Here is a 14,525-nt window from a genome sequence, read left to right as displayed (position 1 = left end):
TTTCGATTTTATATACTTTTTAGTTCTTTTTCAACTAAAGGACCTAATTCATAAACAGCTCCAAGTAACTCTTGTTTTATTTTCGATGCTTCTTCTACTCTACCATTCGCTTTTAAAATATAAGCAGTATGTAACATTGCTTCTGGTTCGAATGTTTTATTAATTACATGGTTTTCAGAAATTTCTAAAGCTTTTTCTTTATCACCATTTTTATATAAAGACCATGCTAATAAATCGTAAGACTGTGCTGTTGGTCTTTCTGAAATTTCTTGTTGTGCAATGGTTAATGCTTTTGTTTTACTTTTTGCATCTTCTGCATATAATAAAACATCGTATTTATGATACATAACACCGTAATTTGTATCTTTTACTTTAGAAAGATATAGCGCTATTTGGTTTTCTTTTTCTTCAATTTTCCCCGAAAATTCTGCTATTTCTGCTTTTAATAAATGATAATCTGGTGCTGCATTCTCTTTTGTTACAGACTCTAAAATTCGCAATGCTTCTTCTGGGTTTCTTTCATAAGAATAAACAATCCAAGCAATTCCTTTTTTTGCATAACTATCGTTCGAATTTAATTTTAACGCATTCAAATAAGCATTATAAGAATCTTTAATTCTACCTGCATGTCCATAATAATCTGCTAAATTTGTATAATTCCATTGAATTAAGCCTTTATTTTTAGAAGATTTAGCAATCTTTAAAGATGCTTCTAAATATTCAATAGCTTTATCTAAATTTCCAATATGATCGTTGTATTTAGAAAGTCTAATTAAATAATCGAAATCTTTAAAATTTCTAACTTTCGTTAAGTACTTTTCTACTGTTTCTAAATTTCCTAATTCTAGATTTACATCAATTAACATATAGTTAGTTGATTGTAGTTTTTCTCCATTGATTTCTGCTTTTTCAAGTAATTCTAAAGCTTCTTTAAATCTATGCTGAGAAATATAATTTCTTGCTAAACTTCTTAAATAACCTGCATTGTTATAATTCGTTTTTTCATTTGCTAATATTAAGTTTTGTTCTGCTTCTTTTAAAGCCTTAATATTTCCAGTTAATTGAAAAATTGAAGAATTAACTGCGGCTAATTTTGCATTATAAGGATATTGATTAGGTGTTTCTTTTAGTTTGTTTTTCCAAAAGTTATATTCGGAAATAGAAGCTTCTAAAGAAGTGTTTTTTTTAAGATTAAGAAAAGCACTGTAATCTTTAGAGTTTGTTATTTTTTGGTTTGTTTTTGTATTGCAACTAATTGCGATTGAAAAAGTTACAAATAATAAAATTAGTTGGATATATTTCATTTTTTGTATTTTTAATAGTTAAAGAACTAGCACATGTTCCCCCAAACATGTGCTAGTTTGAACGTTGAGAATAAAAAGTCTCAACTTTTATAAATTCACACTTCTACCAAGGAGAAGCTAAATAAGGAAACTTTGGAGAAAATTCTTTATCGTTTGCACTTACATTATCATCAGATAAAGTAGGGTTTTCTGTAAAATCCTCTCCTCCAAATATTAATAATAATTCAACAGTAATAACATCGTCTGCTAAAGCTCTTCCCGATAATGTGTTTGCTGCTACACCATCATAAAAAGTTGTTTTTCCATCTAAAGAAACATTTAAAACATCTGTTGCTAACAAACCTGTAAAAGCTGCTGCATCTTGTCCTAAAGCATTTTTACCATCATTTGCATAAGCAGGACTCAATCCTAATAAATTCGCTTCGAACATCGATTGGAATTTTGCGCTTTGTTGTGATGGCACTGTTAAGTTAAATTCGTCTTTACTATCTGCAGAAACGAAAACAGTGTTAACTGCTGGTCTACCCATTTGATCTTTTTGCATGTAAGTTCCAGAGAAATCTGGTCCTAATGGTTCAGAATCGTTATCGTTTTTACTACAACCTACTAAAATTAAAGAGGTCATAACTATTGCTGCTGTATATTTTATAAAATTAAATTTCATGATATTTTGTTTTTAAATTAGTTAGATTATTGTTTTACTTTAGTTTCTACCCAAGTATTTATTGTACCACTTCCACCAATTCTAGATTTTGGAACTTCTACAACAATAGATAAAACATTAGTACCTTTAAAGGTATCTGAACCTGGATCGTTAAATCCTGTTGCATTTCCTGCAATTATTTCTCCATATCTAGCAAAGTCCATAAAGAAAGGATCATCTCTAGGTCCTGCAAACATTTTTAATCCATTTTCATTTCCAACAGTTGCACTAGCTCCATAATTTGTAATTGCTACACTAGATTGTGTTGAAGCAAAACCAATATTACTTGTTAAACCTGTAGCACTTGGAGAAAATGGTCCGAAGAAATACATTTTACCATCTCTTGGTATCGCTTGAATCACTAAATCTTCAACATTATCATTATTAGTATCAATATTAAACTCTACTAATACATTTTCATCAAAAGATGCTGCTGCAGTTGCACTAGGTGCTAATAGACCTTGTACATTTGCAACAAATACAATATTACTAGTGTCTTCTCCTTGAAAAGCATAGAAATCTGTAATATCTGCTGTTGTTCCTTTTGCTGCTGGCGCTTCTATATGATCGGCTGCAACTACTGTAATTAAACCGACTATTGCAATAATAACGGTTCCTAATAAAATTTTACTTTTTTTCATTGTGTGAGTTTTTAAGTTAATATTTAATTGAATCTCACATATACTTACGAGGATATCGTATGTACGGTTTTATAAAAAGTGTTTTTTTTTTATTTTAATTTGTAACCCCCTGTAAATACTAAGAAAAATAATAGAAATTATTTTTAAATTCAGTAAATAATTGTAGTATTGTAGAAGAAAATAAATATAAAATTGAATAAATTAAAGAAAGATATAACTTGGAAAGAGAAACTTCATGAAATTATTTATGAGGCAGACACCAAAGAAGGTAAACTTTTTGATGTTATATTACTTATTGCTATTATTGCAAGTATCTTATTAGTTATCTTAGAAAGTGTAAAAAGTTTTGATGCTAAATATCATAACTTTTTAAACATAAGTGAATGGATTATAACAATTCTCTTTTCTTTAGAATATATTTTAAGAATTGTCTCTATTAAAAAACCTTTTAAATATATTTTTAGTTTTTATGGAATTATAGATTTTTTATCTACGGTTCCTAAATATCTGTCTTTTATATTAATTGGAACTCACAGCTTAGTAGCTTTAAGAGCATTAAGGTTACTGCGTGTTTTTAGAATTTTAAAATTAGGGAGATATATTGGTGCTTCAAATAACTTAATGCTTGCCTTGAAAGCAAGTAGAGCGAAAATTGCAGTTTTCTTATTCTTCGTTGTTATTGTATGTATCATTCTAGGTACAGTAATGTATATGATTGAAGGTGAAGAAAATGGTTTTACAAATATTCCTGTTAGTATTTACTGGGCAATTGTAACTTTAACAACAGTAGGTTTTGGAGATATAGCACCACAAACACCTTTAGGTCAATTTATAGCAAGCATTATTATGATTTTAGGATATTCAATAATAGCCATTCCTACAGGTATTGTAAGTTCCGAAATTGCAAGTGCAAATGCAAAACCAGATTTAAATACACAATCTTGCCCAAATTGTTTGAAAGAAAAACATAAAGCAAAAGCAGAATTCTGTTATAATTGTGGAAGTATTTTAAATCCATGATTCAAAAAGATAGAAACACCTTAATAACCATTGTTGGCCCAACAGCAATTGGAAAAACTGCATTAAGTATAAAGTTAGCAAAAGCTTTTAATACAGATATAATTTCATGCGATTCTAGACAATTTTACAAAGAAATGACGATTGGTACTGCTGTACCAAATGTAGATGAGTTAATCGCCGCAAAACATCATTTCATTCAAAATAGAAGCATCTTCGAAGATTATAATGTGGGAGAGTTTGAAAGAGATGTTTTGACTAAATTAGAAGAATTATTTCAGCAAAACCCAGTACAAATAATGGTTGGTGGAAGTGGTTTGTATGTAGATGCTGTTTTAAAAGGGCTAGATTATTTTCCTGAAGTAGATTCTAAAATTAGAGAAAAACTTACCAAACAAATAGAAAAACAAGGAATAGAGCCTTTACAAAAACAATTAAAAGAGTTAGATATAGAAACTTACAACACGATTGCAATCGAAAATCCACATCGTTTAATGCGAGCTTTGGAGGTTTGTATTGGAACTGGAATACCCTACTCTACCTTTAAAAATAAACCAAAAACACCAAGAAATTTCCATTCAATTATAATTGGTTTAAATGCCGATAGAGAAATTATTTATAATAGAATTAACCAACGTGTAGATATAATGATGGAAGCAGGTTTATTAGAAGAAGCTACAAAACTATATACACATAAAGATTTGAACGCTTTACAAACAGTTGGTTATAGAGAATTATTTTCCTATTTTAATGGAACTTTTACAAAAGAATTTGCCATTTCAGAAATCAAAAAAAACACTAGACGCTTTGCGAAAAGACAATTAACATGGTTTAAAAGAGACCAAAAAACCACATGGTATGATTTTAAAACGGATGTAAATATAATTATTGAAAATATTCAGAAAAAGTTAAAAAATAATGAGAGATAAATTGCTAAGTTTACTTCATAAAATATACGATTTAAAAAATAAAATCGCTTTTTTTCCTTCAATTATAGCTTTTGCTGGAGCAATCTTTGCTTATATAATGATGTATTTAGAAAACAAAGGAATCTCTAAACATATCCTTGAATTTCTTCCTGAGTTGGTAATTAATGATACAGAAACAGCAAGAACAATTCTAACAACTTTTATTGGAGGATTAATATCTATAATGGTCTTTAGTTTTTCCATGGTTATGATATTATTAAACCAAGCTTCTAGTAATTTTTCTCCACGATTATTACCTGGGTTAATATCCAATAGAAGGCATCAAATTATTTTAGGTGTATATTTATTTACGATTATCTATTGTATTTTTATATTAGTTTTTATTGAACCTACTGGAAAAAAATATCAGTTACCCGGTTTTTCTGTTTTGCTTTCCATTTTCTTTATGGTAAATTCTTTAGCTGCATTCATCTACTTTATCCATTCAATTTCACAAGAAATTCAGATTAATAATATTCTTTTAAATATTTTCTCCTCTTCAGAAAATAAATTGAAAAAAATTATTGAAAAAGAAAAAACGATAAGTGCATCTAAACCAAACTCAGAAAATTGGACAACATATAATGCAAAATGTTCAGGATACTTTAATACTATTTCTTCAGACACATTACTAAACTTAGCAAAAGAAAATAATATTAAAATTGAAATTGTTACTAATAAAGGTTCTTATTGTAATGAAGATGCAGTACTCTTTAAAGTAAATAAAAATATAGATAAAAACATAATTGATAGAATTTATACAAACTTTAATTTCTCTAAAAGTGAATTGATTGACGATAATTATTTACTTGCTTTTAAACAAATAACAGAAGTTGCTGTAAAATCGATGTCTCCTGGAATTAACGATCCTGGAACTGCTATTAATGCTATAGATTACCTTTCTCAATTATTTATTTTACGCGTGCAAAAACAAGATATAGACTTAGTACAAGACAAAGATGCTATTGTAATTATATTAAATTCAGTAGACTTTAAAGATTTAATTTATAATGTAATGGCACCATTAAGAACCTATTGTGCTCACGATGTTATTATTGTTAGAAAATTATTAGCCTTGTTAGAAAACCTAAAAAAGAAAGCTTCTTTAAATTCTTATATAGAAGCGATTGATAATGAAATAGACCTCCTGTTAGCAGACGCAAAAAGAGAGATTGCGAACGAAAATGACTTTAAGAAACTTAAAGAATATGTTTCTAATTAAGACCATAATTAAAATTTAACTTTTTTTATGGTGTTGATATTTGGGTAAGTCACTCGCTTTTATATCTTTGTAGCACAAAAAATAAAATAATAATGAAATTTAAATTTATACTTTTTTTAATTGCTTTTTCAAGCATTGTTTCAGTTGCACAGACTAAAGTTGGTACTATAAATAGTGAATATATTATAACTATTATGCCAGAAACCAAAATTGCAATGAAACTATCGCAAGATTATGGGGCAAAATTAGATACTTCTTTTACTGCTAAAATCGAAGATTATAAAGCAAAAATCGAAGATTATAAAGCGAAAGAAAAAGAAATGGGCGAATTAATGAAAAAAACGACTCAAAAAGAATTAATCGCTTTGGAGCAAGATATTCAAAAATATAAAAAAAACGGAACCACCTTAATGCAATTAAAAAGAGATGAATTAATGCGCCCTCTTTATAAAAAATTAAGTGATGTAATTGCAGAAGTTTCTAAAGCAAATGGATATACACAGGTTTTAACAACCTCTGGAAATGAATTTGCCTTTGTTGATGAAAAATTCGACATCACAGAACTAGTAGTTAAAAAATTAGGAATTACAGTTCCAAAACAAACACAAGAATAATTTAATTTTTTTAATAAAATTAGTAACACCTCATACTCTTTAATAAGATTATGAGGTTTATATTTGTAGTTATATTATAAAAAAAACCGAGCAATAGCTCGGTTTTTAAGTTTTATAAATCTTATAAACTACACCAATGAAGCTGCAATCTTTTTATACGTTCCATCTTCTAATTTTTCTCTAATTGCAGAAAAAGCAGTAATAGTTTCGTCTATATCTTCTTGTGTATGAGTGGCTGTTGGTATTAATCTTAAAATAATTAAACCTTTTGGTATTACTGGGTACACAACAATAGAACAGAAAATTCCGTGGTTTTCACGTAAATCGTTTACCATTGCCATTGCTTCAGGAATTTCTCCTTTTAAAAATACTGGAGTAATACAAGTTTGTGTTGTACCTAAATCGAAACCAGCATTACGTAGACCAGATTGTAAAGCATTTGTATTTTCCCACAACTTTGCTTTTAATTCGGGCATTGTTCGCAACATATCTAAACGTTTTAACGCTCCTTTTACCATTGCCATTGGTAATGACTTAGCAAACATTTGAGAACGCATGTTGTATTGTAAAAACTGAATTACATCTTTATCACCAGCAAAGAAAGCTCCAATACCTGCCATAGATTTTGCAAACGTTGCAAAATACACATCTATTTCTTCTTGAACACCTTGTTCTACTCCTGTTCCTTTACCATCTTTACCTAATGTTCCAAAACCATGAGCATCATCTACTAAAAGTCTAAAGTTATATTCTTTTTTAAAAGCAACAATCTCTTTTAAACGACCTTGTTCTCCACGCATTCCAAAAACTCCTTCAGAAATAACTAAAATTCCACCTCCAGTTTTTTCTGCCATTCTTGCAGCACGTTTTATGTTTTTTTCGAAACTTTCCATATCGTTATGACGATAAACAAAACGCTTTCCTGCATGTAAACGAACACCATCTATTATACAAGCATGTGTATCCATATCATACACTATAATATCGTCTTTAGATACTAATGCGTCTATTGCAGAAACCATACCTTGGTAACCAAAATTCACCAAATAGGAAGCTTCTTTTTCTACAAATTCTGCACATTCAACTTCTAATTGTTCATGAAACTTTGTGTGTCCAGACATCATTCTAGCTCCCATTGGATAAGCCATACCATGTGCTGCTGCAGCTGCTCCATCAACCTTTAAAACTTCTGGATGATTTGCCAACCCTAAGTAATCGTTAATACTCCAAGTAACTACTTTTTTCCCATTGAAAGACATTCTATTAGAAATTGGACCTTCTAACTTAGGAAAAACATAATATCCTTCTGCTTGTTCTGCCCATTTTCCTAAGGGACCTTTGTCTTTTATGATTCTATCGAATAAATCTACCGCCATTTTTCAACTGTTTTTGAGCGTGCAAAGGTAACAAATAAAAACAGTTATTCAAATTTAGCGAAATGAAGAAAGTTTTTATAAAAAACCTTGTTCTTCCATCCAAGAATCGTTGTAAATTTTATTTTGATAACGAGAACCATGATCAGGAAAGATTAAAACCACAAAACTATTTTCGTCGAAAATTTCTAAGGTATTATATTGTTTGGTGGCTTGAATAACAGCACCAGAAGTATATCCACAAAAAAGGCCTTCTGTTTTCACCAATTCTCTTGCTGCAAAAGCAGCATCTTTATCAGATACTTTTTCGTAAACATCAATCACGTCAAAATCTGTTGCTGTAGGAATTAATGTTTTTCCTAAACCTTCAATTTTATAAGGTTTTATTTCATTAGTATCGAATTCTCCTGTTTCGTGGAACTTCTTTAATACAGAACCAATCGCATCTACGCCTAAAATTTTAATAGTTGAGTTTTGCTCTTTTAGGTATTTTCCTACTCCAGAAATTGTGCCTCCTGTTCCACTTGCGGCTACTAAATGTGTAATTTTACCAGCTGTTTGTTCCCAAATTTCTGGCCCTGTAGTTCTGTAATGTGCTTCAATATTTAATTCATTAAAATACTGATTGATATACACAGAGTTCTTAGTTTTCTTATGAATCGTTTTAGCCACTTCGTAATAAGATCTTGGGTCGTCTGCAGGAACATTTGCAGGACAAACATGCACTTCTGCTCCCATTGTTTTTAATAAATCTATTTTATCTTGTGAAGATTTATCACTTACAGCTAAAATACATTTGTACCCTTTTACAATACTTATCATTGCTAAACTAAAACCAGTATTTCCTGAAGTAGTTTCTACAATAGTTGCTCCTTTTTTAAGAATTCCTTTTTTTTCTGCATCATTAATAATATGCAAAGCAATTCTGTCTTTTGATGAATGACCAGGATTAAAAGCTTCTACTTTCGCAAAATAAGAACCTTTTAAATTCTTTGTAATTTTTTGAAGTTTAATTAATGGCGTTTCTCCAACTAATTCTAAAATGCTATTATTAATTCCTTTATTTTTAATCATTCTATCTCTGTAATAAAACGTCATCTCAATAAAATTAAACAAATTCTGTTTAAAAAAACAGATTGGTTCGTTGCTTGCAATGACGCTTTAACTTATCTTTTTAACGCTTGCAAAAGTACAGTTTCGAAATGAAATATAAAATTGATTTTAAGGCTTAATTAGTTCTACGTCTAATTTGTTTTCTAATGCCAAGAAAAACGTATAATCTTTAGCCGTTTCTTTTAAAGCATCAAAACGTCCTGAAGCACCTCCATGACCAGCTTCCATATTTGTTCTTAGCATTAATAAATTATTATCCGTTTTTAATTCACGAAGTTTTGCAACCCATTTTGCAGGCTCCCAATATTGCACTTGAGAATCGTGAAAACCAGTAGTTACCAAAATATTTGGATATGTTTTAGCTTCCACTTGATCGTAAGGAGAATACGATTTTATATAATCGTAATATTCTTTATCATTCGGGTTTCCCCATTCGTCATATTCTCCTGTCGTTAAAGGAATCGAATCGTCTATCATTGTAGAAATTACATCCACAAAAGGTACAGCAGCAATAATTCCATTATACAATTCAGGATTCATGTTTACAACAGCGCCCATTAATAAACCACCAGCAGAACCACCCATTGCATATAAATGTTTTGGTGACGTATAATTATTTTTAATTAAATATTTAGAACAATCTACAAAATCGTTAAAAGTGTTCTTTTTATTTAGCATTTTTCCATCTTCATACCATTCTCTTCCTAAATACTGACTTCCACGAATATGAGCCAAAGCATATACAAAACCTCTGTCTAAAAGACTTAAACGTGTTGTGGAAAATCCATCAGGAATTGTATATCCGTAAGAACCGTAGGCATATTGTAATAATGGTGTTTCTGCATTTAATTCGGTATCTTTATGATACACCAAAGAAATGGCAACTTTCTTTCCATCTCTTGCAGTTGCCCAAACTCGTTTACTTTTATAGTTTTCTTTGTTGAACTTTCCTCCTAAAACTTCTTGTTCTTTTTTTATTTCTTTAGATTTATCATCCATATTAAAATCGATTACAGAAGCTGGTGTTGTAAAAGAATTGTAAGAATAACGAATAATATTTGTATCGAAATCTGGGTTCGCATATACACTTGTGGAATACGTTTCTTCATCAAAAGGTAAATAATAATCTTCTTTTGCGTCCCAACGTTTTATACGGACTTTATTCAAACCGTTATTACGCTCTTCCAAAACTAAAAAGTTTTTAAATATGGAAAAATCTTCCAATAAAGTATCTTCTCTATGTGGAATTACATCAACCCAATTCTCTTTCTCAGTTTTAGAAACGGGTGTTTTCATCAATTTAAAATTGGTTGCGCCATCTTTATTCGTTAATAAATAAAAATCGTCTCCAAAATGTGCCACACTATATTCCAAATCACGTTCACGAGGTTGCAACATTTGCAAGCTACTTGTTGGTTTATCTGCATCTAAAAACTGAGCCTCTGTAGAAACTGTGCTGTAAGAACCTACAATTATGTATTTATTTGATTTTGATTTTGTTACATAGGTTCCAAAAGTTTCATCTTCTTCATGATACACTTCTACATCTTCCAAAGCTGATGTTCCTAAAACATGTCTGTAAACCTTAGAACTTCTTAAAGTTACTGGATCTTTTTTGGTATAAAAAAACGTTTTATTATCGTTCGCCCAAACAGAACCTCCAGTTGTATTATCTATAATATCTTTATAAATTTCGCCAGTTTCTAAGTTTTTTACGCGTAAAAAATACTGTCTTCTACTAACTGTATCAGTTGCAAAAACGGCCAATTTATTATCATTCGAAATATTTAAACCTCCTAATTGATAATAATCATATTCTTTTGCCATTTCGTTTACGTTGAACATTACTTGTTCTTCTGCTTCTAAATTGCCTTTTTTTCTACTATAAATAGGATATTGCATTCCTTTTTCATAGCGTGTAATGTAAAAATAACCATTGTCTTTATAAGGTACAGAAGAATCGTCTTCTTTAATTCTACCTTTCATTTCTTCGAATAATTCCGCTTCGAATTTTTTGGTATATGCTGTAATTTTATCGTAATAAGCATTTTCTTCTTCTAAATAATCGATTACTTTCTGAGTTTGTTTATCGTTAACTTCCGTTAATTTTTGTTTATCGGACAAACGCATCCAAAAATAATTATCGATTCTTACATCTCCGTGTTTTTCTAAAGTAGTTGGTTGTTTGTATGCTATAGGTGCTTTTGCATCTGTATTCTTCATGGTTTCATTTTTACAAGCGACAGCAAAAATAAGACTTAATAACGTAGATAATATAAATATTTTCCTCATTTTTATTTGGTTTAAATTCTTTCTAAATTTAGTAAATTTGCATCAAAATAAATTGTTAAATTAAATTCATAAAATTATGTTCGGAGATATTTCAGGAATGATGGGTAAATTAAAGGAAGCGCAACAAAAAGTTGAGGAGACTAAAGTAAGATTAAATTCGGTTTTGGTTGATGAAAGTTCTTCTGATGGAAAAGTAAAAGTAACTTTAACTGCAAACAGACAAATAAAAGCAATTTCTATTGACGATTCTTTGCTTAATGATGCTGAAGAATTAGAAGATTACTTAATTCTTACATTAAATAAAGCCATCGAAAAAGCAACACAAATTAACGAAAATGAAATGGCGGTTGCAGCAAAAGCTGGAATGCCAAATATTCCAGGAATGGATATGTTTAAGTAAACTGAAGTAGAATTAAGATCGCTTCGCTTTTAGAATTAAGTATAAAGACAAAGTTGTTAAATGTTGAAAACTGTATATTTTTTTTGCTGATTTTCATACGAGTTACATTTAACATCATTTAAACAAAAATACCTCTGTAAAAGAGGTATTTTTGTTTTGTAATAATATAGATAAAAATGAAAACAGAAAAAGCAAAGAAATCTACAGCTAAAAAAATAATAAAATGGGTTGCAATAACGCTGTTAGTTTTACTAATTGGGTTGGTTTCAATTCCGTTTTTGTTTAAAGATAAAATTGTTCAAATGGTAGCAAATACTGTGAACAATAATATAAATGCCGAAGTTACTTTTAAAGAAACCGATTTAAGTTTGTTTCGAAACTTCCCATCAGCAAGTTTAACCATTAACGATATTGCTGTTATTAATAAAGAACCATTTCTTGGAGATACTTTATTCAATTCCAAGAAATTAAACCTTAATTTAAACATCACAGAACTTTTTAAAAGTGCTGATGAAACTTTAGAAATTAAAAGTATTTCTGCAGAAAATGGTGCTGTAAATATTATTTTCAACAAAGATAATATTGGGAATTACGATATTGCTTTAAAAAATGAAGCAACACCAAATGCCTCAACTGAAAATTCACTTTCTCTAAATATTCAGGAATATGAGTTGGAGAATATGAGTTTTAATTATATGGATGAGAATTCGCAAATGAAAATGAGTTTAGATAGCTTTTACCATACAGGAAAAGGAAATTTCGCAAAAGATATTTTAGATTTAGATACAGAAACCACTGCAAAATTGTCTTTTGACATGGAAAATGTAAATTACTTTAAAAATGTAGCTGTAAAATTAGATGCAGTTTTAGGAATCGATATAAAAAACTTAAAATATACATTCAAAGAAAACACAGGATATATCAATCAATTGCCTTTAGAATTTGATGGTTTTATTCAATTGGTGGATGATAATCAATTGTATGATATTACTTTTAAAACACCAACATCATCTTTTAAAAACTTGTTGGCTTTAGTTCCTAAACAATATTCAGGGAATTTAGCATCTGTAACCACAGAAGGTAATTTCGACTTAAATGGAACTGTAAAAGGTACGTATTCAAAAACTACAATCCCTAAATTAGATATTTCTTTTATCTCTAAAAATGCAATGTTTAAATATGCAGATTTACCAAAAGCGGTTCAGAATATTAATTTGGATGCGAATATTATCAATAAAACTGGACTTGTAAAAGACACGTATGTTGCTATAAATAATACGTCCTTTAAAATTGATAAAGATGTATTTAATGCAAGTGGAAATATTTCGAACATTACAGAAAATGCAAATATCAACTTAAAGGCAAATGGAACGATTAATTTGGCAAATATTAGCAAGGTATATCCTGTAAAACTTGAAAACGAGTTGGAAGGAATTTTAAAGGCAGATGTGACTACAAATTTCGATATGAATTCTGTTGACAAAGGAAATTATCAGAATATAAAAAACAAAGGAAATATTGCTGTTTCTAATTTTAAATATAAAGGTGAAGATGTTGCGAATGAGTTTATAATCGATAAAACCTCTGTAACTTTTAATACAAATACTATTAAATTAGAAGAATTTAAGGCAAAAACAGGTTCATCTGATATAGATATTTCTGGAAATTTAGAAAATTTCTATGGTTATTTGTTTAAAGATCAACAACTAAAAGGAAACTTCACTTTAAATTCTAATAATTTAAAAGTAGACGATTTTTTAGCTAAAACAGAAGAAAAAACAGCTTCTACAGAAACGAGAGCTTTAAAAATCCCTGCTTTTTTAGATGTGAAATTAAATGCAAAAGCTACAACTGTTTTGTATGATAACATCACTCTAAAAAATGTGGTTGGTAATTTATTGATAAAAGATGAAGCTGTAAGTCTACAAAATGTAAGTTCTAATATTTTTGATGGTAAAATCGGTTTCAATGGAAAAGTTTCTACCAAAGGAAACAAATCGAATTTTACGATGGATTTAAAACTGCAAGAATTAAATATTGCAGAATCTTTCTCTCAATTAGAAATGTTAAAAGCCATTGCTCCTATTGCAGAAAGTTTAGAAGGTAAAATAAATTCTACGATTAAAGTTTCTGGAGATTTATCGGAAGATATGACACCAGTTCTAAAATCGATAACTGGAGATTTATTAGGGCAATTATTAAACACAAAATTAAAAGTTGCAAATTCTAAAGTGCTAGGTGCCATTGGCTCTAAAGTAGATTTTTTAGATGTTAGTAAACTGAATTTAAATGAAGCAAGTGCACTTTTTACCTTTGATAATGGTGAAGTTTCTGTAAAACCTTTCAACCTTAATTATAAAGATATTGGCATTCAAATTGGAGGAAAACATGGTTTCGATAATTCTATGAATTACGATATTGTTTTTAATTTACCAGTAAAATATTTAGGAACCACAGTTACAAATGCCATTGCAAAATTAACGGCGAAAGATGCAGATGAAATTAAAACAATTCCAGTAAATGCCAATTTAACTGGTAGTTTTTCGAGTCCTAATTTCTCAACAAACATTAAAGATGCAACTTCCAATTTAATGAAAACAATTGTAGAGAAGCAAAAACAAAATTTAGTAGATAAAGGAAAAGACAAACTTTTAGGTTTATTAGGAGGAAATAAAGATAAACCCAAAGACGCCTCAAAAGACTCAACAAAAACCAAAGAAACACCAAAAGAGGCTGTAAAAGACAAAGTTAAAGATGTTTTAGGGGGTCTTTTTGGAAAGAAGAAAAAAGATACAGTTCAAAAGAAAAATTAAATACTTGTTACATAAAAAAAGACCTATAGTTTCTAAATAAAGGAAACTATAGGTCTTTTTTTGGT

General features: G+C 29.4%; 12 protein-coding genes. 6 read left to right on the top strand and 6 right to left on the bottom strand.

Annotated elements, in window-relative coordinates; all coding sequences use genetic code 11:
- Window positions 1-8: 8 nt before the first annotated feature.
- The 3 genes from H9I45_RS02015 to H9I45_RS16375 form a co-directional block, all read right to left on the bottom strand.
- Window positions 9-1,304: a tetratricopeptide repeat protein gene (locus H9I45_RS02015; RefSeq protein ID WP_088353604.1), complete on the bottom strand. Its 1,296-nt coding sequence runs from the start codon at window positions 1,302-1,304 to the stop codon at window positions 9-11.
- Window positions 1,305-1,407: 103 nt separating this feature from the next.
- Window positions 1,408-1,968 (bottom strand): DUF4331 family protein, encoded by a 561-nt coding sequence (locus H9I45_RS16380; protein ID WP_088353605.1) that lies wholly within the window; start codon window positions 1,966-1,968, stop codon window positions 1,408-1,410.
- Window positions 1,969-1,994: 26 nt separating this feature from the next.
- Window positions 1,995-2,648 carry a DUF4331 family protein gene (locus tag H9I45_RS16375; protein WP_088353606.1) on the bottom strand — a complete coding sequence of 218 codons (654 nt, stop codon included), beginning with the start codon at window positions 2,646-2,648 and terminating at the stop codon, window positions 1,995-1,997.
- 192 nt (window positions 2,649-2,840) lie between these two features.
- On the opposite strand from H9I45_RS16375, the gene H9I45_RS02000 reads away from it, so the two are divergent.
- The 4 genes from H9I45_RS02000 (at window position 2,841) to H9I45_RS01985 (ending at window position 6,469) form a co-directional block, all read left to right on the top strand.
- Window positions 2,841-3,668, top strand: coding sequence for an ion transporter (locus H9I45_RS02000; protein ID WP_088353607.1), 828 nt, complete (start codon window positions 2,841-2,843; stop codon window positions 3,666-3,668).
- Entirely contained in the window at window positions 3,665-4,594 is a 930-nt protein-coding gene (gene miaA, locus H9I45_RS01995; RefSeq protein WP_088353608.1) for a tRNA (adenosine(37)-N6)-dimethylallyltransferase MiaA, read from the top strand. Before H9I45_RS02000 ends, miaA begins: the two co-directional genes overlap by 4 nt.
- Window positions 4,584-5,855: a DUF2254 domain-containing protein gene (locus tag H9I45_RS01990; protein ID WP_088353609.1), complete on the top strand. Its 1,272-nt coding sequence runs from the start codon at window positions 4,584-4,586 to the stop codon at window positions 5,853-5,855. The genes miaA and H9I45_RS01990 overlap by 11 nt, the downstream gene beginning before the upstream one ends.
- A gap of 92 nt (window positions 5,856-5,947) precedes the next feature.
- On the top strand, window positions 5,948-6,469 hold the full coding sequence (locus tag H9I45_RS01985; RefSeq protein WP_088353610.1) for an OmpH/Skp family outer membrane protein: 522 nt from the start codon (window positions 5,948-5,950) through the stop codon (window positions 6,467-6,469).
- Between the two features lie 128 nt (window positions 6,470-6,597).
- Here H9I45_RS01985 and capB read toward each other — a convergent pair whose 3' ends face one another.
- The 3 genes from capB to H9I45_RS01970 all read right to left on the bottom strand — a co-directional run bounded on the left by capB (window position 6,598) and on the right by H9I45_RS01970 (window position 11,178).
- Complete coding sequence (gene capB, locus H9I45_RS01980; RefSeq protein ID WP_088353611.1) at window positions 6,598-7,845, bottom strand: cysteate-C-fatty acyltransferase; 1,248 nt, start codon at window positions 7,843-7,845, stop codon at window positions 6,598-6,600.
- 75 nt (window positions 7,846-7,920) lie between these two features.
- A complete protein-coding gene (capA, locus tag H9I45_RS01975) occupies window positions 7,921-8,916 on the bottom strand; it encodes a cysteate synthase (protein WP_088353748.1) in 996 nt (331 codons plus the stop codon).
- Between the two features lie 147 nt (window positions 8,917-9,063).
- Window positions 9,064-11,178, bottom strand: coding sequence for a S9 family peptidase (locus tag H9I45_RS01970; RefSeq protein WP_088353612.1), 2,115 nt, complete (start codon window positions 11,176-11,178; stop codon window positions 9,064-9,066).
- 145 nt (window positions 11,179-11,323) lie between these two features.
- Here H9I45_RS01970 and H9I45_RS01965 point away from each other — a divergent pair, with 145 nt between their 5' ends.
- The gene (locus tag H9I45_RS01965; RefSeq protein WP_088353613.1) at window positions 11,324-11,647 is read left to right on the top strand and encodes a YbaB/EbfC family nucleoid-associated protein; all 324 of its coding nucleotides are present in this window, start codon (window positions 11,324-11,326) and stop codon (window positions 11,645-11,647) included.
- A gap of 176 nt (window positions 11,648-11,823) precedes the next feature.
- Window positions 11,824-14,460, top strand: coding sequence for an AsmA-like C-terminal region-containing protein (locus H9I45_RS01960; RefSeq protein ID WP_088353614.1), 2,637 nt, complete (start codon window positions 11,824-11,826; stop codon window positions 14,458-14,460).
- Window positions 14,461-14,525: the final 65 nt, after the last annotated feature.

The sequence above is a fragment of the Polaribacter haliotis genome (genome assembly GCF_014784055.1).
Classification (GTDB): domain Bacteria; phylum Bacteroidota; class Bacteroidia; order Flavobacteriales; family Flavobacteriaceae; genus Polaribacter; species Polaribacter haliotis.
The sequence above is the reverse complement of the archived record's forward strand: the minus strand, read 5'-3'. Positions and strand labels throughout refer to the sequence as shown.